Annotated in this window: 19 protein-coding genes and 1 tRNA gene; 13 read left to right on the top strand and 7 right to left on the bottom strand. The window is 54.3% G+C overall.

Translation table 11 applies throughout. From position 1 onward, the window contains the following. Positions 1-10: 10 nt before the first annotated feature. Positions 11-1,219, top strand: a complete 1,209-nt coding sequence (locus IEW65_RS06115; RefSeq protein WP_188638599.1) for an EAL and HDOD domain-containing protein — start codon at positions 11-13, stop codon at positions 1,217-1,219. On the opposite strand, the gene IEW65_RS06110 is transcribed toward IEW65_RS06115, so the two are convergent. Together IEW65_RS06110 and IEW65_RS06105 are read right to left on the bottom strand one after the other, a co-directional pair. Beyond that, a complete protein-coding gene (locus IEW65_RS06110) occupies positions 1,212-1,547 on the bottom strand; it encodes an HlyU family transcriptional regulator (RefSeq protein WP_188638598.1) in 336 nt (111 codons plus the stop codon). The two genes, IEW65_RS06115 and IEW65_RS06110, sit on opposite strands and share 8 nt — an antisense overlap. Before the next feature lie 51 nt (positions 1,548-1,598). Continuing rightward, complete coding sequence (locus tag IEW65_RS06105) at positions 1,599-2,819, bottom strand: argininosuccinate synthase (RefSeq protein WP_188638597.1); 1,221 nt, start codon at positions 2,817-2,819, stop codon at positions 1,599-1,601. A 208-nt stretch (positions 2,820-3,027) separates the two neighbouring features. On the opposite strand from IEW65_RS06105, the gene rnt reads away from it, so the two are divergent. Further along, positions 3,028-3,699, top strand: coding sequence for a ribonuclease T (gene rnt, locus IEW65_RS06100; RefSeq protein WP_188638596.1), 672 nt, complete (start codon positions 3,028-3,030; stop codon positions 3,697-3,699). A 203-nt stretch (positions 3,700-3,902) separates the two neighbouring features. Beyond that, entirely contained in the window at positions 3,903-5,162 is a 1,260-nt protein-coding gene (locus IEW65_RS06095; RefSeq protein ID WP_188638595.1) for a 6-phosphofructokinase, read from the top strand. A gap of 110 nt (positions 5,163-5,272) precedes the next feature. Here IEW65_RS06095 and IEW65_RS06090 read toward each other — a convergent pair whose 3' ends face one another. Beyond that, the gene (locus tag IEW65_RS06090; protein WP_188638594.1) at positions 5,273-6,988 is read right to left on the bottom strand and encodes a bifunctional protein-serine/threonine kinase/phosphatase; all 1,716 of its coding nucleotides are present in this window, start codon (positions 6,986-6,988) and stop codon (positions 5,273-5,275) included. Between the two features lie 339 nt (positions 6,989-7,327). Between IEW65_RS06090 and ppa the strand changes: the two genes are divergently transcribed. The 8 genes from ppa (at position 7,328) to purH (ending at position 16,149) form a co-directional block, all read left to right on the top strand. Further along, positions 7,328-7,858: an inorganic diphosphatase gene (gene ppa / locus IEW65_RS06085; protein WP_044627994.1), complete on the top strand. Its 531-nt coding sequence runs from the start codon at positions 7,328-7,330 to the stop codon at positions 7,856-7,858. 181 nt (positions 7,859-8,039) lie between these two features. Continuing rightward, positions 8,040-9,869, top strand: coding sequence for a protein-disulfide reductase DsbD (gene dsbD / locus IEW65_RS06080; RefSeq protein ID WP_422822606.1), 1,830 nt, complete (start codon positions 8,040-8,042; stop codon positions 9,867-9,869). Between the two features lie 330 nt (positions 9,870-10,199). Then, entirely contained in the window at positions 10,200-10,658 is a 459-nt protein-coding gene (gene accB / locus IEW65_RS06075) for an acetyl-CoA carboxylase biotin carboxyl carrier protein (protein ID WP_188638592.1), read from the top strand. A 30-nt stretch (positions 10,659-10,688) separates the two neighbouring features. After that, entirely contained in the window at positions 10,689-12,029 is a 1,341-nt protein-coding gene (accC, locus tag IEW65_RS06070) for an acetyl-CoA carboxylase biotin carboxylase subunit (protein WP_188638591.1), read from the top strand. A 120-nt stretch (positions 12,030-12,149) separates the two neighbouring features. After that, complete coding sequence (gene prmA / locus IEW65_RS06065; protein WP_188638590.1) at positions 12,150-13,061, top strand: 50S ribosomal protein L11 methyltransferase; 912 nt, start codon at positions 12,150-12,152, stop codon at positions 13,059-13,061. A gap of 98 nt (positions 13,062-13,159) precedes the next feature. Continuing rightward, complete coding sequence (gene dusB, locus IEW65_RS06060) at positions 13,160-14,200, top strand: tRNA dihydrouridine synthase DusB (RefSeq protein WP_188638589.1); 1,041 nt, start codon at positions 13,160-13,162, stop codon at positions 14,198-14,200. Continuing rightward, on the top strand, positions 14,197-14,520 hold the full coding sequence (gene fis, locus IEW65_RS06055) for a DNA-binding transcriptional regulator Fis (protein ID WP_188638588.1): 324 nt from the start codon (positions 14,197-14,199) through the stop codon (positions 14,518-14,520). Before dusB ends, fis begins: the two co-directional genes overlap by 4 nt. A 48-nt stretch (positions 14,521-14,568) precedes the next feature. Then, entirely contained in the window at positions 14,569-16,149 is a 1,581-nt protein-coding gene (purH, locus tag IEW65_RS06050; protein ID WP_188638587.1) for a bifunctional phosphoribosylaminoimidazolecarboxamide formyltransferase/IMP cyclohydrolase, read from the top strand. A 74-nt stretch (positions 16,150-16,223) separates the two neighbouring features. Here purH and IEW65_RS06045 read toward each other — a convergent pair whose 3' ends face one another. Together IEW65_RS06045 and folE are read right to left on the bottom strand one after the other, a co-directional pair. Continuing rightward, entirely contained in the window at positions 16,224-17,684 is a 1,461-nt protein-coding gene (locus tag IEW65_RS06045) for an NAD-dependent succinate-semialdehyde dehydrogenase (protein WP_188638586.1), read from the bottom strand. 112 nt (positions 17,685-17,796) lie between these two features. Further along, positions 17,797-18,348, bottom strand: coding sequence for a GTP cyclohydrolase I FolE (gene folE, locus IEW65_RS06040; RefSeq protein ID WP_188638585.1), 552 nt, complete (start codon positions 18,346-18,348; stop codon positions 17,797-17,799). Positions 18,349-18,701: 353 nt separating this feature from the next. Between folE and IEW65_RS06035 the strand changes: the two genes are divergently transcribed. After that, complete coding sequence (locus IEW65_RS06035) at positions 18,702-19,295, top strand: hypothetical protein (RefSeq protein ID WP_188638584.1); 594 nt, start codon at positions 18,702-18,704, stop codon at positions 19,293-19,295. Between the two features lie 87 nt (positions 19,296-19,382). Here IEW65_RS06035 and IEW65_RS06030 read toward each other — a convergent pair whose 3' ends face one another. Both IEW65_RS06030 and IEW65_RS06025 read right to left on the bottom strand, forming a co-directional pair. Next, complete coding sequence (locus IEW65_RS06030) at positions 19,383-20,357, bottom strand: serine/threonine protein kinase (protein WP_188638583.1); 975 nt, start codon at positions 20,355-20,357, stop codon at positions 19,383-19,385. Between the two features lie 31 nt (positions 20,358-20,388). Further along, the gene (locus IEW65_RS06025) at positions 20,389-21,090 is read right to left on the bottom strand and encodes a ComF family protein (protein ID WP_188638582.1); all 702 of its coding nucleotides are present in this window, start codon (positions 21,088-21,090) and stop codon (positions 20,389-20,391) included. A gap of 91 nt (positions 21,091-21,181) precedes the next feature. Between IEW65_RS06025 and IEW65_RS06020 the strand changes: the two genes are divergently transcribed. Continuing rightward, a tRNA-Leu gene (locus IEW65_RS06020) sits at positions 21,182-21,266 on the top strand. Positions 21,267-21,363: the final 97 nt, after the last annotated feature.

Raw genomic sequence — 21,363 nt, 5'->3', positions numbered from 1 at the left:
CAGCGGCACTATGCAAGGGTCAGCGCAACAAGAGTCGAGTACAGGTCATTACACGATCGCCATCCAGCCCATTGTTAACGCACAGCTGCAGCATGTAGCAGATGAATTGCTCTATCGCGGTGATGTCACAGCCAACAGTGCCCATGTATTTGATGACGTACAAGCCACCGCGCGGGCCTGTGCGGTAGCCATCTATGAAATAGGATTAGATAAACTCTGCGGCCAGCGGCAGCTGTTTATTAATGCCTCCGGTGACTGGTTACTCAATCCCGATTTAATTAGCTTACCGGCTGATCAAATTGTCATTGAGGTATTAGAAGACACGCAGGTAAACGAGCCACTGTTAGCGGCTTTACGCAGACTAAAAGCCCTGGGGTATACGTTAGCATTAGATGATTTCGAACCCAACGCTGCCAACCGTCCTCTGTTAAATATCGCTGACATCATTAAATTTGATATTTCAACGGGCATCCCCATCGCGCTTATTAAACGCCTTGACCAAGACGGTTATACACTCTTGGCAGAGCGCGTGGAAACGTATGAACAGTTTGAGCAGTGTAAAGCACTGGGGTTTAGCCTATTTCAAGGTTATTTTTACCAGCGCCCCCAAGTCCAAGTCACCACTACTCAGCGCCACAGCACCTCGCGCGCCAATCAGATGCAGCTACTTGCTCAGCTTTATAGCGATAAAGTACGCTTGCCAGCCTTAAGTACACTGATTGCGAGAGACCCATATCTGCTAAACGCGGTATTTAAGCGTGCCAACTCTGCTGGCAAAGCCGCGCAACGACCTGCCTATAAGCTACTGGACTGCATCCATATTATCGGCTTAAAGGAGCTACGCACCCTAGTCTCCATCGTCATGCTGGCTGGCAACAATCCTGCTAGCAAGGTCAACTTGATCAATGGCTTAACGCGGGCATTTGCCTGTGAAGCCTTAGCCGAACAGCGCGGGTTAGACGAGGAAGAAGGCTTTATTGCTGGGCTATTTTCGCATATGCCAGTGATTTTAGGGGTGAACTTAGAAGCCATGCTTCAAGAGCTTCCCCTCAGTCAGGCCGTTAGCCAGGCACTAACTCAACGAATAGGCGCGTTAGGCAAGCTGTTAACAGATGTTGAAGCGTGTGAACAAGGCGACGTGAACCCAAGCGTGCCTGCAGGACTCATACTGCAGGCCGCTGCTGATGCACGCTCCCTGATGGATGTTCACATCAGCTAGGAGCAGTGCCGCTCTCTCGGCGAGGATCGGGTTCAAACATTGAATCGCCCACCTCGTCGATATAGCGCTGCGCTTTGGAGACCATCAACGCATCGCAGGCGTCTCGCCCTGGCAGCATGTCAGAACGTTCAAATCGATGCTCTTGCGCCCCGCCCTGGCTATCAGGCTTGCGTATCCAGCCGCTAACACGGTATTGACCGCTCTGATTGTCAGGCTGAGAAATAATTAAATACTCTTTGTACTCAATCGGCTCAGCAGCCTTGGTGCTAGCGTTCGCTTCACCATCGCCCTGTGAGCCAAATAAGCCTGCAAGCAACTTTTTAAACATAACGGCTCCTGTTACGTTGTGGCCAGCCCTAAGGCTGGCCACCGTTAAACGCTAGCTCTGCTGGCGGCCTTTACCTGCCGCAATACGCAGACGCAGGGCATTCAGCTTGATAAATCCTTCGGCATCTTTCTGATTGTAAGCACCTGCATCGTCTTCAAACGTTGCGATAGACTCATCAAACAGTGACTGCTCAGATTTACGACCAACGACCGTGGCGTTACCTTTGTAGAGCTTCATGCGTACAACACCGGAGACATTTTTCTGCGTCTCGTCAATAGCGGCTTGCAGCATGCGGCGCTCTGGGCTCCACCAGTAGCCGTTGTAGATGACTTCGGCGTACTTGGGCATCAGCTGATCTTTCAGGTGAGCTTCTTCACGATCCAGCGTCAGCGATTCAATCGCACGGTGCGCACGCAGCATAATCGTGCCACCGGGTGTTTCGTAGCAGCCGCGAGACTTCATGCCCACATAGCGGTTCTCAACGATGTCCAGGCGGCCAATGCCGTTATCACCACCTAGTTTGTTGAGCTTCTCCAGCACTTCATGCGCTTTCAGCGCTTCGCCGTCGATCGCTACAATGTCGCCTTTCTCGAACGTCAGCTCAACGTAAGTCGGCTGCTCTGGCGCGGCTTCCGGAGAAACGCTCCAACGCCACATGTCCTCTTCGGCTTCGGCCCAAGGATCTTCCAAAATGCCGCCTTCGTAGGAAATGTGCAGCAGGTTGGCATCCATGGAGTAGGGAGATTTCTTCTTCTTGTTGGAGAAATCGACCGGAATGTTGTGCTCTTCACAGTAAGCCATCAGCTTTTCGCGGGAAGTAAGATCCCACTCGCGCCATGGTGCGATGACTTTAACGCCTGGCTTAAGCGCATAGCCGCCCAGCTCAAAACGCACTTGGTCATTGCCTTTACCGGTGGCACCGTGAGAAATGGCGTCTGCGCCGGTCTCGTTGGCAATCTCAATCAAGCGCTTAGCGATCAGCGGCCGAGCGATAGAGGTGCCCAGCAGGTACTCACCTTCATAAATGGTATTCGCGCGGAACATCGGGAAGACGTAGTCGCGTACAAACTCTTCGCGCAGATCTTCGATATAGATCTCTTTCACACCTAGCGCTTGCGCTTTGGCGCGGGCGGGTTCGACTTCTTCACCTTGACCGATGTCGGCAGTAAAGGTCACCACCTCGCAGTTGTAGGTCTCTTGCAACCACTTAACGATAACGGATGTGTCCAGGCCGCCTGAATATGCCAGTACAACCTTTTTGACATCGGACATTCTTTGCTCCTTGTAAAAAGCAGTTCACCAGAAGGGGTAGCGCCCTTCAGCGCTACCTGTTTATTCAAACCGTCAGTATAGCGTTCTCAATGCTCAGCGAATACCGTCAACGACGCCTTAGGGGTAAAGCTGCTAGAATCCCCTCAACCATAGCGGCACCTTGCGCCGCTAACCCTGACCGACTACTCGCTTTACTAAGGAGAGCTGCATGAGCGAGGCAATTGCCCGCGAATTGATGGCCCAGCGTTTTCGCAGTTATTTACCGGTTGTCATCGATTTGGAGACGGGTGGGTTTAATGCCCAAACGGACGCAGTACTGGAAATTGCAGCTGTCACACTGACAATGGACCCAGATGGCAATTTACTGCCCGATGCCACCTATGCCTATCATATCCACCCGTTTGAGGGTGCTAACGTTGAGCAGTCCGCGTTGGATTTCACCGGGATTAACCTCGATGACCCACTGCGTCGTCAGGTGGCACTCAGTGAATCTGAGGCGCTAGGAGAGATTTTCCGCCCCATTCGTAAGTCGCTTAAAGCCCACGGCTGCTCTAGGGCAATCCTTGTAGGTCACAATGCCGCTTTTGATCATGGGTTCTTGAATGCCGCAGCCAACCGCTGCAACGTGAAGCGCAATCCGTTCCACCCCTTTTCAAGCTTTGATACCGCAACGCTCGCTGGGTTTGTGTATGGCCAAACCGTTCTCGCCAGAGCCTGCCGAGCCGCGGGCATTGAATTTGATAACAAGGCAGCGCATTCGGCACGGTACGACACCGAACGGACAGCAGAGCTGTTTTGCGCCATGGTAAACCGTTACAAAGATTTGGGCGGCTGGCGGCTGGCTCAACGCGAGCAAGCCCTTGATGGCGGCGATGACTAACACGATGCCGTGCAACACTTAAGCAGCCTGGCCTACTAGCAGCATGTAATGCAGCAGAAATGGCTTTGCGCTAAACTTTGCTGCGTTACGAACGCTGTAGCAATACGTATGCTTATCGTACGTGTACAGAATTCAGGTAAGAAATTGATTTCTTGCCGTTAACAATGATGCAACCACCCGTTTTCAGGAGATGAGACGTTTCCATGGCCCAGCATAATGCCTTTTACGCCCAGTCCGGTGGCGTTACCGCCGTCATCAATGCCAGCGCCTGCGGCGTTATCGAAGCTTGCCGGCAAGCCCCCGACCAGATTGGCAAGGTATACGCCGGTCACAACGGCATTATTGGTGCGCTGACGGAAGATCTTATCGATGTCACTCAGGAAAGCGACGAGTCTATTTCCGCGCTTCGCTATACGCCGGGCGGCGCTTTCGGCTCTTGCCGCTATAAGCTGAAGGATATTGATACGCATCGTGCCCAGTACGAGCGCCTCATCGAGGTGTTTAAAGCGCATGATATCCGCTACTTCTTCTATAACGGCGGCGGCGACAGTGCGGACACTTGCCTTAAGGTGTCACAGCTCTCCGAAAAACTTGGCTACCCGCTGACCGCCATTCACGTTCCCAAAACCGTTGATAATGACTTGCCCATTACCGATAACAGCCCTGGTTTTGGCAGCGTGGCGAAATATATTGCGACGTCTACGCGGGAAGCATCGCTGGATATCGCCTCCATGTGCGCCACCTCTACCAAGGTGTTTGTACTGGAAGTGATGGGGCGCCATGCGGGCTGGATTGCTGCCGCCGGTGGCTTAGCAGGCGAAGGCGAAGGTGAACCGCCGCACTTGATTATCTTCCCTGAAGTGTCGTTTAACCGTAAAGCGGTCATGGCACGGGTCGATGAGAGCGTTAAAAAGTACGGTTACTGCGTCATCGTGGTGTCGGAAGGCGCGCGTTACGAAGACGGCACCTTCCTGGCGGATGCGGGCAATACGGATGCCTTCGGTCACCGCCAGCTAGGCGGCGTTGCGCCTACTTTGGCAGGCATGATCAAACAGGATTTGGGCTACAAATATCACTGGGCAGTCGCTGACTACCTGCAGCGCGCCGCACGCCACCTAGCGTCCAAAACCGACGTTGAGCAGGCTTATGCCGTTGGCCGTGAAGCCGTGACGCTGGCCCTTGCTGGCAAAAACTCCATGATGCCCGCGATTCGCCGTATTTCACAAACGCCCTACCAGTGGGATGTGATTTCTGCGCCATTGTCGCAAGTGGCCAACCAAGAAAAATTCATGCCGCGTGATTTCATCAGCGAAAGCGGTTTTGATATTACTCAAGCGTGCCGGGACTACCTCTCGCCGTTAATTCAGGGCGAAGACTTCCCTCCATTTGAGAATGGCCTGCCGAAAGTCGCTAAGCTGAAACTAGCGAAGGTAGAGCAGAAACTGCCTAAGTTCACGCTGTAGGGCGTTTGCTGGCGTAAACGCTGGCCTGTAAAAAGGGGCGATGACATAGTCATCGCCCCTTTTTTAATCGCTGTACGCCAATCACATATAGCGCTCTATGTGATGCCGCCTTATCGCAGCAGCCAAGAAAGCACCAGCAGTAGTAGCAAAATGCCCGCAACGCCTTGCCAGAAACGCCTGGACTCTGGGCGCGGCTCCTCCTTCTGGGGCAGCCGACCCAGCGGCACCCGGAGCGCGTGTAAAAACTCCGACATACGCCTGAAACGCAGCGGCCGCTGTGGGTCTAGTGCCCGGCGCAGCGCATCATCCAGTGCAGGCGTAATTTCTGGGTTAGTGGTACGCGCACTGCGGTAGCTGAGCTCCTCTAAATCGGTATGACAGCGCAGGCGATTAGGCGTCAGGATGTAGGGCAACTCACCTGTCAGCAACCAATACACCGTCGAGGCCAGCGAGTACTGATCGCTGCGCCGACCCACGCTATCGCCAAGCGCATATTCGGGCGCAGTATGCTCATTAAAGCCAATTTGGCGTAGCAGCTCACCAGAATGACGATGGCCATCTACTTCGCGCATATGGCAGGCGCTAAAGTCCGTTAACACTACTTTCCCATGCTGATCTACCAGCACGTTATCGGGGGTGATTTGTTGATGAATAATATCCCGATGATGTAACGCTTGAACGGCTTTACCTAACTGGTTGGCAATATCCAAACGCTGGACAAGGCTCGCCTGCGGGTGACGCTCCGCCCACTGGCGAAGCGTCTCACCCTCCACGTTCTGCATGAGATAGTAAAGGTAGCGACGTGGCCGCGATGGCTCCATCACCTTCACGACAAAGGGTGAATTCACGCGCTCGACCACCCACTGCTGAAGTAAAAAATGCTCTAAATAGGCGTTACGCAGCGAAAGCTCTGGGCTGGGTGCTTTCATCACCATAACGCGGTCGCTATGCACGTCGCGCACGCGGTAAACACGCGATTGGGCATTGCGCGACAGCACCGCTTGAATTTCTAACCCGTCAAGGCGCTCGCCAGGGGCTAGTTCAGGAGGAATCGGCAGGTCGCCATAGAGCATGCTCGGATGGTCGGTTGCTTCTTCGGGCAGTTCATCAATGCGCAGTAGCTGAAAGCAGAACTGGTCACCGCCGTAGCCACGCTCCTGAGCACGCTGCTTGGCTTCGCTGGCCAACCGCTCACAGGCCGCATCCAGGTCACTGGCATCTTGGCGAATAAGCCGCACGTAGTCTGAGGGCATCAGCGTGCCGCGCACCGCTTGGGTAGTAAATACAAACAGGTCGCCCTGCTTTAACGCCAAATGGGTATAGTCAATATCGACACTGCCATCCATACCCAATGCACGGGAAGGGTAACGATAGCCCCCTACATCGGTCACATGGTCGCGGGTGAGCTGTTCAAATTCAGCGCCGCGCAGTCGAAACACGAGGGTATCGCCCATATGGAACAGATGCCCGTCACGACCTAGAAACACCACCGCCGAAAGCGAGGAAACAAAACTGCCTTCCTTAACATGCTGGCTTTGGCTATAACACCAGCTATTTAGAGCGCGCAGCACGCGAGTGGCCGAGGTTTTGGTATCCCAATGCTCCGGCGTTGAGTAGTAATCAGCAAGAAAGCCTCGCACGCTTAAATCCCCCGCCTGCTTGGCCATGGTATTGCGGGAAATAGAGTCACTAATGACCGCGCAGCCGCCTTTCACTTTTAACAACGGCGCATCAGGCAGGCACACCGACATAGAGCTTCTGTGCTGCCGCCGCTCTGGGGCAACAAACGCTTGACCATAACTCATTAGCAACTGGGCGTGCGCCAACTCATCCTCCTGGGCTTACGGCTCACTATCGCGACTACCATCACAACCACATGGGGCTATCATACACGCTGCAACCGCGAAACGATGCCCACCAAACGTCGCGACCAGCACAAAACCGCTTCATGAACTGCCGAACAAAGGGCTTCGCTGCAGTGACTTAGCGGAAACTGTGAGGTTCTTAAACACACAACGCATCCACCACTATGCTGTTAAACACCTATGTCGCATTGGTAATCTATCAACCATGTTCGTATAATTCTTCACCATTAATGCAATGCATCAACTGCTTAACTACTGCGCTCCGCAATAGGTAAGAAAAGCCAAGCCAAGGAACCAACGATGAACTTTGATAACATCCCCGCTGGAAAGGATCTGCCCAACGATATCTATGTGGCGATTGAGATTCCTGCCAATCACGCGCCGATTAAGTATGAAATCGACAAAGACATGGGTGCCCTCCTCGTTGACCGTTTCATGGCCACGCCCATGTTCTACCCGGCCAACTACGGCTTTATTCCGCACACACTGGCAGACGACGGTGACCCGCTGGACGCACTGGTCGTAACGCCTCATCCCGTTGCCCCAGGCAGCATCATTCGTGCGCGCCCGGTCGGCATTCTGAACATGACTGACGAAGCCGGTGAAGACGCTAAACTGGTCTGCGTACCGCACCCCAAACTGTCGACACTGTATGATGACGTGCAGGAAGTGACTGACCTTCCCGAGCTGCTGCGTCAGCAAATTGCTCACTTTTTCGAGAACTATAAAGATCTCGAAAAAGGCAAATGGGTGAAAGTAGAGTCTTGGGAAGGTGTTGAAGCCGCTCGCAAGGCCATTGAGAAGTCTGCCGCTGCTTACAAAAAAGCATAAACAGCGTCACGACCCTGCTTGTAAAGGCCGCCTTGATAGGCGGCCTTTTGCGTTTAGATTAACGGAGCATGAAGCACCGCGGCACGTCACCGCAGCAAGTACGCTAATCTCAGTAGTTGCGCTATCCTGCCTCTTTGCGCCTCCATTTGACACTACTGCGTAAGGATACTCCGTGTTACTCATGCAACGTTTCAGTCTATTTTTAATGCTGTGTTGGCTACCTGTACTCGCCCATGGCCAGTGGTTTTCCTCAAGCAATCAAAGTGATTTTTTGCCAGTGATGGAAGCCTTCCAGCCAAGCGCTTGGCACGATGGCGAGACGCTCAGCATCGGGATCGATATCGCTGATGAGTATTATTTATACCGCCATCAACTGGCGGTTAGCAGCCAGCAAGCATCCGTCAGTTTAGAAGAACCGGTGATACCACAGGGAACTTTCACCACCGATGAATTCATGGGGGATGTCTACGTTTTTCGCGACCAGCTCGTCTTTGAGGTGCCACTTAGCACGGCTTATAGCGGACCCATCCGCCTCGAGCTGACCTTTCAGGGGTGTGCCGATGCTGGTTTATGCTACCCACCTGAACGCATCACGCTAGAGGCCGCGGAGACATCACCGCCCAGCGCGTTTGCCAACTGGCAAGGTGAGAGCACCTCAACCCCCACAAGTGAGGTGAGTACGGGTGCAGCCCTGTCTGTACCGCAAAGTGAAGATAGCAAGTTCAGCACTCTGATCAGCAATACCAGCCTACCACTGGCCCTAGGCCTCTTTTTCCTGGCGGGCATTGGGCTAACCTTTACACCCTGCGTGCTGCCGATGATACCGATTCTGTCGTCTATCGTGGTCGGTCAGAATCCTACCAAGCCGCGCGCTTTCGTACTCTCAGCCAGCTACGTGCTAGGCATGGCCGTTACCTATGCCCTGGTGGGGGTGTTAATGGGGCTATTCGGTGCCGGACTTAACCTTCAGGCACATTTACAGTCTGCGCCTGTGTTAATCACCTTTGCGATTCTATTTACACTGTTCGCTTTAGCGATGTTTGGCGCGTTTGATCTGCGCGTCTCCCCGCGCATCGCGAATACCATCGATGCGTGGCAAGCGCGTGCCCAGCGCAGTGGCCCAATGGGGTTAGCAGTAGCGGGCGCGCTGTCAGTACTGGTGGTTTCTCCCTGTGTCACGGCCCCCTTGGCCGGTGCCTTAGTGTTTATTTCTTCCACTGGGGATGCCGCTTTGGGCGGCGCTGTGCTGTTTGCGCTGGGGCTTGGCATGGGGCTCCCTTTGTTACTCGTAGGCACCTTTGGGACCACGTTACTGCCGCGTTCTGGCGGTTGGATGAATGGTGTTAAAATTGCTTTTGGCCTGCTGTTATTAGGCGTTGCGATCTGGATGATTGAACGATTAATCGCGCCCTCCATCTCTTTATTACTGTGGGCAGCACTGGCGATAGGTAGTGCTCTTACCATTGGAGCACTCAACACATCGCCCTCCCAAGGTTGGGCAAAAGCTCGCCAAACAGCGGGGTTAATGCTGCTGGCCTGGGGTGTGGCACTCGTGCTCGGTGCAGCCCAAGGAGGAAGCAACCCTTTGCGCCCCCTGTCGTCTGTCACTTCTTCGGGCACTAGCCATGCCACTGCTGCTCCTGAGTTTCAGGAAATCAACACGCTCAGTGCCTTGCAAACCGTCGTGGAACAAGCTGCTCAGGAAGGACGACCTGTCTTCGCTCACTTCACGGCCGACTGGTGCATCTCTTGTAAGCTAATGGAAAGAGAAGTCTATCCCGACCCCAACGTCGCCGCTGTATTGAACGATTTTCAGCTAATCGCGGTCGATGTGACTGAGACCAACGCCCAAAGTCGTGAGCTGCTCAACCATTTTAATCTGTTTGGCCCACCCAGCCTGCTACTCTTTCATCAGGGTGAAGAAGTGCGTGAAGCACGCATTCAGGGCGAAGTAACTGCCCAGGGACTCACTCAACACCTGGATGCCTTCCAGCGCTGGCAACAGGGATAAGGCGCCAAGGCTTCCACCCACATACGGGTTACTCGGCTTTCAGCGCGTTTTTAGGGCACCGTGTCGCGATCATCGTCAAACAGTTGTTTAAGTCGCAAATTTAGCACACTGGAGGCCTGCCACTGGACAGTGGATGACTTTTTCGGCAAACTCCGCTGCCATATTTGCTAAAAAACTCATCTTTTAGCGTTGAGTCTAGGGTAACGTTCGCCATCGTGCAGCGTTCTCTTCATTTTTAAATTTGGTTTACTGCGCTTGAAAACGCCACACTCTGCAGGCATATACCTCCTGCGAAAGCGTACACTTTGATCAACTTTTGGGGCTATACGAATGGATATTCGCAAAGTTAAGAAACTGATTGAGCTGCTAGAAGAGTCCAACATCAGCGAAATCGAAATTCAAGAAGGTGAAGAGTCGGTTCGCATTAGCCGTCACCCCAACGGCACGACGTGGCAGCCGCAGCCAATGCCGCAGTACGCCCAGCCAGCGCACGCTCCCCAAGCAGCGAGCGCCAGCGTTACCGCCGAGGCAGAGCCGCAGGGAGTCAGCTACCGTGGTGAAGCGGTGAATTCACCGATGGTCGGCACTTTCTATCGCAGCCCGGCACCCGGCGCAAAATCCTTCGTGGAAGTAGGCGACACCGTTAAGCAAGGCGATACTGTTTGTATCGTTGAAGCCATGAAAATGATGAACCAAATTGAAGCCGACCGCGATGGCGTGGTTGAGGCCATCCTGGTGGAAGATGGCGAGCCGGTGGAATTCGATCAGCCCATGATCGTCCTCGCTTAATCTTTCATATCAACACGGGTGGACTCTCCCATGCTGGACAAGGTACTTATCGCGAACCGCGGCGAGATAGCCCTTCGTATCTTACGCGCGTGTAAAGAGCTAGGGATCAAAACCGTTGCCGTTCACTCCAAGGCAGACCGTGAACTGATGCACGTTCGTCTAGCAGACGAAGCGGTCTGCATAGGCCCGGCTTCTTCTGCGCAATCGTATTTGAATATTCCTGCCCTGATCAGCGCTGCTGAAGTCACCGACTCAAGCGCGATTCACCCTGGCTACGGCTTTCTTTCTGAGAATGCTAATTTTGCCGAGCAGGTAGAACGTTCAGGCTTTACCTTTATTGGCCCGCGTCCGGAAACCATTCGCCTAATGGGCGATAAAGTCAGCGCAATTGAAGCCATGAAAGTGGCTGGCGTGCCGACCGTTCCCGGCTCTGATGGCCCGCTAGGCGATGATGACGCCACTAATCTGGCGACTGCTCGCCGCATTGGCTACCCGGTCATCATTAAAGCGGCAGCGGGCGGCGGTGGTCGCGGCATGCGCGTGGTGCATACCGAAGGTCACCTCCTCTCTGCGATTACGGTCACGCGCACCGAAGCGCATGCCGCCTTTGGCGACGGCACGGTGTACATGGAGAAGTTTCTTGAGAAACCTCGCCATGTAGAAGTACAGGTGTTGGCAGACGGCCAAGGTAATGCCATTCATCTGTATGACCGCGACTGCTCGCTCCAGCGCCGTCACCAGAAAGTGCTGGAAGAAGCTCCCGCGCCAGGTATCGATCCAGCCGCTCGGGCAAAAGTACTCGAAGCGTGCCGCCAGGCGTGCATTGAGATTAACTACCGCGGCGCAGGCACCTTTGAGTTCCTGTATGAAGACGGTGAGTTCTTCTTTATCGAGATGAACACACGTGTTCAGGTAGAGCACCCGGTGACGGAAATGGTCACAGGTGTTGATATCGTCAAAGAGCAGCTGCGCATTGCATCTGGCCTGCCGCTGTCGATTCGCCAGGAAGATGTGACACTGAACGGTCATGCGTTTGAGTGCCGTATTAACGCGGAAGACGCGCGTACTTTCATGCCCTCTCCGGGTAAAGTCACGCTGTTCCACGCCCCGGGTGGCCTGGGCGTTCGGATGGACTCTCATCTGTACACTGGCTATACCGTGCCTCCGCATTACGACTCCTTGATTGGCAAGCTGATCACTTGGGGCGCTGACCGCGAGATCGCGTTGACGCGTATGCGCAACGCGCTTGACGAGCTACTCGTTGAAGGCATTAAGACCAATATTGACCTACAGAAAGACTTGGTACGGGATAGCTACTTCCGCCAAGGCGGTGTCAATATTCACTATCTGGAAAAGAAGCTAAGCAGCTAGGAACACGGCTGTTTACTTGCTCGCCTAAACGCGAGCCATACAGCGGGGTGGCTATCGCCACCCCGCTGCTGTTGGTTACCTCAGTGACTCCTTACCCTTTTCACGCCGTGGAGATCCCCCATGCCCTGGCTGCAATTAAAAGCGCATGTCGCCCCCGAGCAAGCCGACCTTCTTGAAGAGCTGCTGCTGGAGGAAGGTGCGACGGCTATTGGCCTTCAGGATGCTCACGACGACCCTGTCTTTGAGCCAGAGCGCGGCACCACTCCGCTATGGCAAGACACTATTTTGACCGGGCTCTACGATGACTTAGAGGGCATCGATGAGATGCTAGGTCGTATTGAAGCCTCTTGGGCCGAGCAAATGCCCGGCGAGCCCTGCCCCACTATTGAATACGAGCTACTGGCCGACCGCGACTGGGAACGCGAGTGGATGGATGACTTCACCCCACTGCGCATGGGTGAACGGCTGTGGATTGTGCCCAGCTGGCACGAGCCGCCCGAAGCCGGAGCGGTGAATTTAATTCTCGATCCTGGCCTTGCATTTGGTACCGGCACACATCCAACGACAGCCCTTTGCCTTGAGTGGTTAGATGGACTAGCCGTGCGCAATGAGCTACAGGGCAAAGCCGTGCTGGATGTAGGCTGCGGGTCGGGCATCCTCGCTATTGCCGCCCTGAAATTGGGTGCCACCCATGCAGACGGCACGGATATTGACCCACAAGCGCTACAAGCCAGCCGCGACAACGCCGAGCGTAATGCTATTGGCGCGGAGCAGCTCGCGCTCTACTACCCTGAGCAGCTTGAAGGCGGCCCCTACCCCATCGTCACGGCCAATATCTTAGCAGGTCCGTTGGTAGAGCTTTCTAGCATGATTGCCGGCCACGTCGCGCCCGGCGGTCACATTGCGCTGTCCGGCATACTGGCTAATCAAGCTTCCGACGTACTGGAAGCCTACGAAGCCCAAGGGCTTTATATGGATGAACCCACCGTACGTGAAGGCTGGGTGCGCCTGACGGGCCATCGCCCTGCATAAAATCGGAATTGGCCTTCAATCCCTTGCCGAGTAGGCGTATCATACGCCCCCTTGAAACGTCCTACTCGTCGATTTCATGCCTACCAAAGTGCACCGCAATGACCTTGATGACTACTTCGCCACCTGCGATTGGGCCTTACCAACTGCCTAACCCGGTAATGTTGGCTCCCATGGCAGGCGTTACTGACCGCCCATTTCGCCAGCTCTGCCGCAAGCTCGGAGCAGGCTGGGTGGTAGGTGAAATGGTGACCGCCGACCCCTCATTGTGGCATACCCGCAAATCACAGCTACGCATGGACCACGAGGGTGAACCCGACCCCCGGGTTGTGCAAATTGCAGGGGGCGATGCTGAGATGCTGGCCCAGGCCGCTCGCCTTAACGCGGAGCTTGGCGCGCAAATCATCGACATCAACATGGGCTGCCCGGCCAAGAAAGTGTGCAACAAAGCGGCAGGCTCTGCCCTGCTGCGCGATGAAGCCCTGGTGGCTGACATCTTGGACGCCGTGGTGAATGCCGTTGATATCCCTGTCACGCTGAAGATTCGCACAGGCTGGTGCGCCAGCTCCAACAACGCACGCCGCATTGCTCAGCTCGCCGAGTCTGCCGGTATACAGGCACTCGCTATCCATGGCCGCCACCGTGAACAGCGCTATACTGGTGAGGCAGAGTACGACACCATTGCCGACATCAAATCGCGCCTAAGCATTCCTGTCATTGCTAATGGCGATATCACAACGCCCGAAAAAGCGGCCTATGTGCTGCGCTATACCGGTGCCGATGCTGTGATGGTGGGACGAGGTGCGCAGGGCAACCCGTGGATTTTTCAACAGATCACTCACTATTTAACTCACGGTGAGCGATTAGCGCTACCCAGTTTAGCGGAGCGCGGGCAAGTCCTGCGTGAACACCTGCAGGCATTGCACGCTTTCTACGGTGAGACGATGGGTGTGCGCATCGCACGCAAGCATGTTGGCTGGTATCTCAACGACGACCAGCGCTTTACAGACGCCGAGCAGCGCACGCTCAAACAGCAATTTAATGCCCTCGCCACGCCTGAATCGCAGTTTGAATGGATGAATAACGCCATGACCCACGACGCCACCCAGCGTCTGTTAGTTAAAGGAAGCCATGCGGCATGACTGAACGAGACCTGCTCTCCAGCGAGCGCTCCTCCCGACTCTCCGGTACGCTAGCAGACCCTTCCGCCAGCGCTCAGCCCCAGCCGTTAAGAGAAGCGGTTGAAACCGCCATGCGCCGCTACTTTGAGCATCTGGATGGCAGTCAAACCTCCGACTTGTACGCGATGGTGATGGCTGAAGTAGAGGCTCCTCTGCTGGCATGCGTGATGGAGCACACCGATGGCAATCAAACACGCGCCGCAGACGTGCTCGGCTTAAACCGTGGCACGCTGCGCAAAAAGCTGAAGCTTTATGGATTAATCGATAGTGACGCCCCTTAACGGGGCGTTGCTGTTTTCACCTCCGACCTGCCCACGACGAGCACCCTTATGGCCGATAGTACCGCTACCCCTGTTCGCCGCGCCCTGCTGAGCGTATCTGATAAAACTGGCATCGTAGAGTTTGCCCGCGGCCTCGCCAACCACGGTGTTGAGCTTCTGTCTACCGGTGGCACGTTCCGCTTACTGCAAGAGAACGGTATCGCTGTTAAGGAAGTATCTGAGCACACTGGCTTCCCAGAGATTATGGATGGCCGTGTGAAAACGCTGCATCCCAAAATCCATGGTGGCATTCTGGCACGCCGCGGCCAGGACGATGCCGTGATGGCAGAGAACGACATCACACCTATCGACATGGTCGTTGTGAACCTTTACCCCTTTGCCGCTACCGTTGCCCAACCAGACTGCACGCTGGAAGACGCCATCGAGAATATCGATATTGGCGGCCCAACCATGGTCCGCGCCTGCGCTAAAAACCACGCTTATACCACGATTGTGGTTAACGCCAGCGACTACGACCGGGTGCTGGGTGAGCTAGCAGAGCAGTCCGGCCAAGTAAGCGCCACCACCCGCTTTGACTTAGCCGTAAAAGCATTTGAGCATACGGCTGGCTATGATGGCGCGATTGCTGACTACCTTGGCCGTCAAGTGGCCAGCGAAGACACCACGTTTGCCCGTACCTTCAACCTGCAGCTGCATAAAAAGCAGGACATGCGCTACGGTGAAAACCCGCATCAGAAAGCCGCTTTCTATGTTGACCCCACCGCTAGCGAGCCAAGCGTTGCCACCGCCAAAACGCTTCAAGGCAAACCGCTCTCTTTCAATAACGTCGCCGATACCGACGCGGCGTTTGAGTGCGTAAAAGCCTTTGACGATACCGCCTGTGTGATCGTTAAGCATGCCAACCCCTGCGGCGTTGCCGTGGGCGCAACGGCTCTGGAAGCTTACGACAAGGCGTTCGCCACCGACCCGACCAGCGCCTTTGGCGGCATTATTGCCTTCAATGTACCGCTGGACGCTGAAACCGCACGTGCGATTATTGATCGCCAGTTTGTCGAAGTGATTATCGCTCCTGGTGTCAGCGACGAGGCAGCCGCCATTGTGGCCGAGAAGCAGAACGTTCGCCTGCTCGACGTCAGCGCTCATTGGCCCGGCACGGCCCAGCCTGCGTTTGACTTCAAACGCGTGAATGGCGGCCTACTGGTACAGGATCGTGATCAAGGCATGGTCACTAAAGATGAGCTAACCGTGGTGAGCGAGCGTGCACCTTCTGAGGAAGAGCTGCGCGATCTCGCCTTTGCATGGCGCGTTGCTAAGTTTGTTAAATCCAACGCGATTGTATACGCCAAAGCAGGCCAAACGGTTGGCGTAGGCGCAGGCCAAATGAGCCGCGTTTACTCGGCTAAAATCGCGGGCATTAAAGCAGCGGATGAAGGGCTGTCTGTTCCAGGCTCTGTGATGGCTTCTGACGCCTTCTTCCCCTTCCGTGATGGCATTGATGCCGCTGCCGCCGCAGGCATTACAGCGGTGATCCAACCGGGTGGCTCCATGCGCGACCAGGAAGTGATTGATGCCGCTAACGAAGCGGGCATTGCCATGGTATTTACCGGCATGCGCCACTTCCGCCATTAATCAGCAAATAAACCTGCTGCATTAAAAAAGCCCTCACTTGGTTTCAAGTGAGGGCTTTTTCGGTCTAGGGCGTGTTACTTACCAAGATCAATGCACAGATATTTCGTTTCCAAATACTCTTCCAAGCCCTGGTGGCCACCTTCACGCCCAAGGCCCGACGCTTTCACACCGCCAAAGGGTGCTGCCGCATTGGAAATAAGCCCGGTATTAATACCCACCATGCCGTATTCCAGCGCCTCTGCCACGCGCCAAACACGCGCAAGGTCTCGGGAGTAGAAGTAAGAGGCCAAACCATATTGGGTATCGTTGGCCATCTCAATCGCCGTCTCTTCGTCATCAAAAGGGAAAACGGCGGCCAGCGGGCCGAAGGTCTCTTCGTGAGCCACCTTCATCTTATCGGTGGCAAAGCTAATCAGCGTTGGCGTGAAGTAGTTGCCCCCTAACGGATGCGGGTGACCACCCAGCAGCAACTCAGCGCCATGATCAACGGCATCCTGCACGTGCTCGCTGACCTTCTTCACCGCCTTTTCATCGATAAGCGGGCCAATATTCACCCCGGGCTTGGTGCCATCGCCTACTTTTAGCTCGCTGTTCATGGCCACCGCCAGCTTTTCGCAAAAAGCGTTGATCACACTGGATTGCACCAGAAAGCGGTTAGTACACACACAGGTTTGCCCAGCATTGCGAAACTTAGCCGCCATCGCGCCTTCAACGGCAGCGTCTAAATCCGCGTCTTCAAACACGATAAACGGTGCATTGCCCCCAAGCTCCAGGGAAATTTTCTGGATATGCTCAGCGGCTTGCGCCATCAGCGTACGACCCACTTCCGTAGACCCCGTAAAGGTGATTTTGCGCACCTTCGGCGACTGTGTCAGTGCTTTGGCGATGTCTGAAGCGCTGCCGGGCACCACATTGAAGACACCACGAGGAATACCAGCACGCTCGGCTAGTAGCGCAAGCGCCGTGGCAGAAAAGGGAGTTTGACTGGCGGGTTTTACAACGATGGTACAACCTGCCGCTAAGGCAGCACCCGCTTTTCGAGTAATCATCGCTGCCGGAAAGTTCCAGGGGGTAATCGCCCCGACAACACCCACCGGCTGCTTGGTCACCACAATGCGCTGATTGGCATTGGCTGCAGGAATGGTTTCTCCGTACACACGGCGCGCTTCTTCTGCAAACCAACGTAAGAAGCTCGCCGCATAGACGATTTCTCCTTCCGCCTCTTTAATCGGCTTGCCCTGCTCATGTGTCATCAGCAAGGCTAGATCTTGCTTATGCTCAAGCATCAGATCATGCCATTTGAGCAGTAAATCCGCACGCTCCTGGGCAGTGAGCGCCCGCCATGCAGGTAATGCCGCATCGGCGGCATCAATGGCGCGTTCGGTCTCCGCTTTACCCAGCCTTGGAATATCACCAACGGGCTCACCGGTGGCTGGGTTTATGACGTTGATTTGCTCACCGCTGTCGGCGGCTACCCAGCTGCCATCAATATAGGCAAACGGGCAATACAGCTGCGTTTCTCTCAGCGCTTCCATGACAGACTCCTGACCAAATGACGGCCTGATAGGCTCATTTACCTGTTCATGCTAAGACGAAACGGCGTATTTCACCAAACCTTTGACATGAAACGGCTGAGACCGCCTTCCATTAGCTTATTAAAGTTAAGAATTCCTGACGCGTCGCTTGATTACTGCGAAAACCGCCTAGCATCACCGAAGAGGTCATGCTGGAGTTCTGTTTTTCCACACCGCGCATCATCATGCAAAGGTGGCGTGCTTCAATCACAACCGCAACCCCTCTCGCCTGAGTCACCTGCTGTACCGCCTCCGCAATTTCACGGGTCAGATTTTCTTGAATTTGCATGCGACGAGCATACATATCGACAATACGAGCAAACTTGGATAGGCCTAGTACACGACCACTGGGTAAGTAAGCAATATGACATTTACCAATAAAGGGCAGCAGATGATGCTCACACATCGAGTACAGTTCGATATCTTTAACCAGCACCATTTCATCGGTTTGTGACTCAAACACAGCACCGTTAACAATTTCTTCTAGCGACTGGTGATAGCCAGCATTCAAAAACTGCATCGCTTTAGCGGCACGCTTTGGCGTATCTCGCAGCCCTTCGCGATCAGGGTTTTCACCCAGCGCGGTAATAATTTGACGGTAGTGTTGGGCGATATCGTCGGTCATTGTAGGCCTCATCAAACTGTGCGTATTCGCTATCACTTAATCGCCTTGCAGCAATGTTATCGCGCCAGCGAGCTTCCATTATCGGCAAGCTACCAAGTAGCTTGTAGTCTCTTCCGTTTAGCTGCTTACCCCAAGAGTGCTAGCTGAACGCTTATCTTCACAAACCACCCTGTACAAAAAATATACCTTAAACAATTTATGTACAACAAAAACGGTAGATTAATCTATTTTAACGCACCTAGGCTGCCTGTGGCAGAGTGACACGCACCCCCCTTCGGCGCTCATTGAGCTGTGCTATGATAAAAACACTATTTTCCTGCTGGTAAGGCAGGAACCACTGTTGAGAGTACGCTATGTCATTCAAATCCTCGCCCTTTTGGCTCACTGCCCTGCTGGGCACCTTTTTTGTGTCTCCGTTACATGCAGAAGAGTCCACACTGAAACTGCCCAGCGGGGCAAAAGTAGGCGTCGAAGTCGTTGAAGCTTTGAGTTTCGATAGTAATCAAACGCGCTATACCGATATTTTATTGCACCCGAAGCAAGCAAATGGCACCACTCACTCTCTGCCAGAGTATTGTTTGCTAGTCGCGAATGCGCAGTTAAACGGAGACCGCATCCGCATTACGACCCAGGATGCTACTTGCATTGAGACCCACGATTCAGAAAGCGCTATTTATTCTGGCGATTTTGCCGCCAGCGCTTATGCAGAAGATGGTCAATATGGACTTGCCTGCGACAGCGGTGCTTGCTCGCTCGAACCCGGCCAAACGTTTATCCTAGCCCTTGAAGAGAGCATCCATATTGAGGCCCAGGGTAACCCGTCCGCCGAGATCAACGCGACTCGACGTCAAGCCGATGGGGATGGTGTTGCCAACCCTATTCCAGGCGAACGCCCAGATCCTGACCAAAGCATCGAGAACCCTGCTCCTACGGAGCAGCCTGAGTAAGCGTTACGCCCCGTATTGAGCGGCCTTGCGTGAACATTCATGCAAGGCCGTTTTCGTGTCAGACGGGAATCACCTTCTAGACGAGGGCTAAGCCAACCAGAGTGGCTGGTCCAACTGCAACAACTGTTGCTCAAGTTGGCGAATGTGTTGGTCCCAATACCCTGCCTCTGCCAGCCATGGAAACGCCCGCGGGAAAGCGGGATCATCCCAACGCGTCACCAACCAAGCAGCGTGGCGGATCAATCGATAAGCGCGCAGCGGTTCAATCAGCGACATCTGCTGGTGCGGAAACGGCAACGTCTCTTCATAACCTTCTACCATCTCGCTCAACTGCGCCCGCCATAGCTGGGGCTGCTCCATCGGTAGCAACATCCAAATATCCTGGATCGCTGGAGCCATCAAACAATCGTCAAAATCGACCAGGGTAAAGGCCTCATCGCGCCCCAACACATTGCCTAAATGACAGTCTCCATGGGTGCGAATCATCCAGTCGCTGCTAACATGAACCGCCGACAGTTGGCGGCGAATCTTATCGACCACCGTTTGATACGCACGGGCTTGGTGGTTGCTCAGCCAGGGGCTTGCCACAACGCGCTGCTCTGCCTCTGAAACACCTTCAGCAAACAATAACGTACCACGATGCTTAAACGGCTTTTTAGACGATACCTTATGCAATTGGCCTAATACTTCGCCAAGCGCAAAGAGATGACCAGGATTATCCAGCTCAGGTGCCTGCCCTGGGCACTGAGGGAACAGCGTGAAGCGAAACTGCTGATACGTGTGCAGCGACACGTGCTGCTCATTTCGCCAAGGGGCCACGACCGGAACGCCCGCCTGCTTTAATTCCGTTAGAAAGTCGTGCTCTTCCTGGATCGCCTCACTCGACCAGCGGTCAGGCCGATAAAATTTCACCACCCAGCGAACACCCTCGTCATCACGAAACATCAGCACGCGATTTTCATAACTATTCAGAGCAAATGGCTCGCCAGCCGGCCAAATATCAACCGACTCTACGGCCGACATAACAAGGTCTGGCGAAAGTGCGCTAAATGGATGTGACATAGGTGACTCCTTAGATGAGCCGCCCAGTTTATCAACTCTTCTGAAGCGGTGTACGGGCAGCTGCCCAGATGTCCACTCGCTGTGCGCCGTTAACCAACAACACACTGGCTAGCGCATGCCCCGTGGCTCCCGTGGTGACCACATCATCAATAATCGTTACGTGGGCTGGCACCGGGCTCTTCACTGTGAATGCACCAAGCAAGTTTTGCTGGCGCTCACGGCGGTTCAAAGCACGCTGAGAGGGCAAATGCTTCACACAGCGCGCCTGCAACAATGGTTTATGGATGCGTTCTCCCAAGCGTTCGGCCAACCACTGCGCTTGGTTAAATCCACGCGCCTTGGCCCGCGCAGGGTACATGGGCACGGCTAACAAAGCGTCTCCCACTTGAGCGGGGCGGCGAGATAACATCAACTCAACCAACAACATTCCCGCTCGGGGCGAACCGTGAAACTTAAAATCATGTACCAAAGAAGTGACGGGGCCTTGGTAGCAAAGCGCTGCCGTCGTGGCAGTAAAGCTGGGAGGCTCGACTAAGCAATGGCCACACCGCTGACCGGCCTGGCCTACCAACGGCTCTGCACACTGCTCACAGCGGCGGTGATTCCACGGCAGTTGGGCAAAACACTCATCGCACCAACCCGCATGAAAAGCACGTGCAGTGAGACAGAACGCACAGTAGCCTGGCAATCCCTGTTTGAACCACTGGCTCACTGCTTGCGTCCATTTGTGCATAGCTAACGCTCTCTATCCCTGCGAATTTCAAAAGAATACTGCTTTCATATTGACATTACCGCAGATATTGATAATATACGTCTCGTCTTCTGCGGATGTGGTGGAATTGGTAGACACGCTAGATTTAGGTTCTAGTGCCGTAAGGTGTGGGAGTTCGAGTCTCCCCATCCGCACCAATTTAAAGTGTATCACTTCAAATAATTCGGTAGCTTTTAGCTAACCGAATTTTTTTGTTTTTGAATTCCTTCAAATCACCCTAACTGGCTGACGAGC

Source organism: Vreelandella lutescens (assembly GCF_014640815.1).
In the GTDB taxonomy this organism is placed as follows: Bacteria; Pseudomonadota; Gammaproteobacteria; order Pseudomonadales; family Halomonadaceae; genus Vreelandella; species Vreelandella lutescens.
Note: the sequence above shows the minus strand (reverse complement) of the source record. Positions and strands in the feature narration are given on the sequence as shown.

Coding starts and splice junctions, on each gene's coding strand:
- accB (WP_188638592.1), top strand. CDS start 10,200: ATGGATATTCGCAAAGTTAAGAAACTGATTGAGCTGCTAGAAGAGTCC.
- dsbD (WP_422822606.1), top strand. CDS start 8,040: ATGCAACGTTTCAGTCTATTTTTAATGCTGTGTTGGCTACCTGTACTC.
- IEW65_RS06045 (WP_188638586.1), bottom strand. CDS start 17,684: ATGGAAGCGCTGAGAGAAACGCAGCTGTATTGCCCGTTTGCCTATATT.
- dusB (WP_188638589.1), top strand. CDS start 13,160: ATGACCTTGATGACTACTTCGCCACCTGCGATTGGGCCTTACCAACTG.
- IEW65_RS06110 (WP_188638598.1), bottom strand. CDS start 1,547: ATGTTTAAAAAGTTGCTTGCAGGCTTATTTGGCTCACAGGGCGATGGT.
- IEW65_RS06105 (WP_188638597.1), bottom strand. CDS start 2,819: ATGTCCGATGTCAAAAAGGTTGTACTGGCATATTCAGGCGGCCTGGAC.
- fis (WP_188638588.1), top strand. CDS start 14,197: ATGACTGAACGAGACCTGCTCTCCAGCGAGCGCTCCTCCCGACTCTCC.
- ppa (WP_044627994.1), top strand. CDS start 7,328: ATGAACTTTGATAACATCCCCGCTGGAAAGGATCTGCCCAACGATATC.
- purH (WP_188638587.1), top strand. CDS start 14,569: ATGGCCGATAGTACCGCTACCCCTGTTCGCCGCGCCCTGCTGAGCGTA.
- IEW65_RS06025 (WP_188638582.1), bottom strand. CDS start 21,090: ATGCACAAATGGACGCAAGCAGTGAGCCAGTGGTTCAAACAGGGATTG.
- prmA (WP_188638590.1), top strand. CDS start 12,150: ATGCCCTGGCTGCAATTAAAAGCGCATGTCGCCCCCGAGCAAGCCGAC.
- IEW65_RS06035 (WP_188638584.1), top strand. CDS start 18,702: ATGTCATTCAAATCCTCGCCCTTTTGGCTCACTGCCCTGCTGGGCACC.
- IEW65_RS06115 (WP_188638599.1), top strand. CDS start 11: ATGCAAGGGTCAGCGCAACAAGAGTCGAGTACAGGTCATTACACGATC.
- IEW65_RS06095 (WP_188638595.1), top strand. CDS start 3,903: ATGGCCCAGCATAATGCCTTTTACGCCCAGTCCGGTGGCGTTACCGCC.
- folE (WP_188638585.1), bottom strand. CDS start 18,348: ATGACCGACGATATCGCCCAACACTACCGTCAAATTATTACCGCGCTG.
- IEW65_RS06030 (WP_188638583.1), bottom strand. CDS start 20,357: ATGTCACATCCATTTAGCGCACTTTCGCCAGACCTTGTTATGTCGGCC.
- accC (WP_188638591.1), top strand. CDS start 10,689: ATGCTGGACAAGGTACTTATCGCGAACCGCGGCGAGATAGCCCTTCGT.
- rnt (WP_188638596.1), top strand. CDS start 3,028: ATGAGCGAGGCAATTGCCCGCGAATTGATGGCCCAGCGTTTTCGCAGT.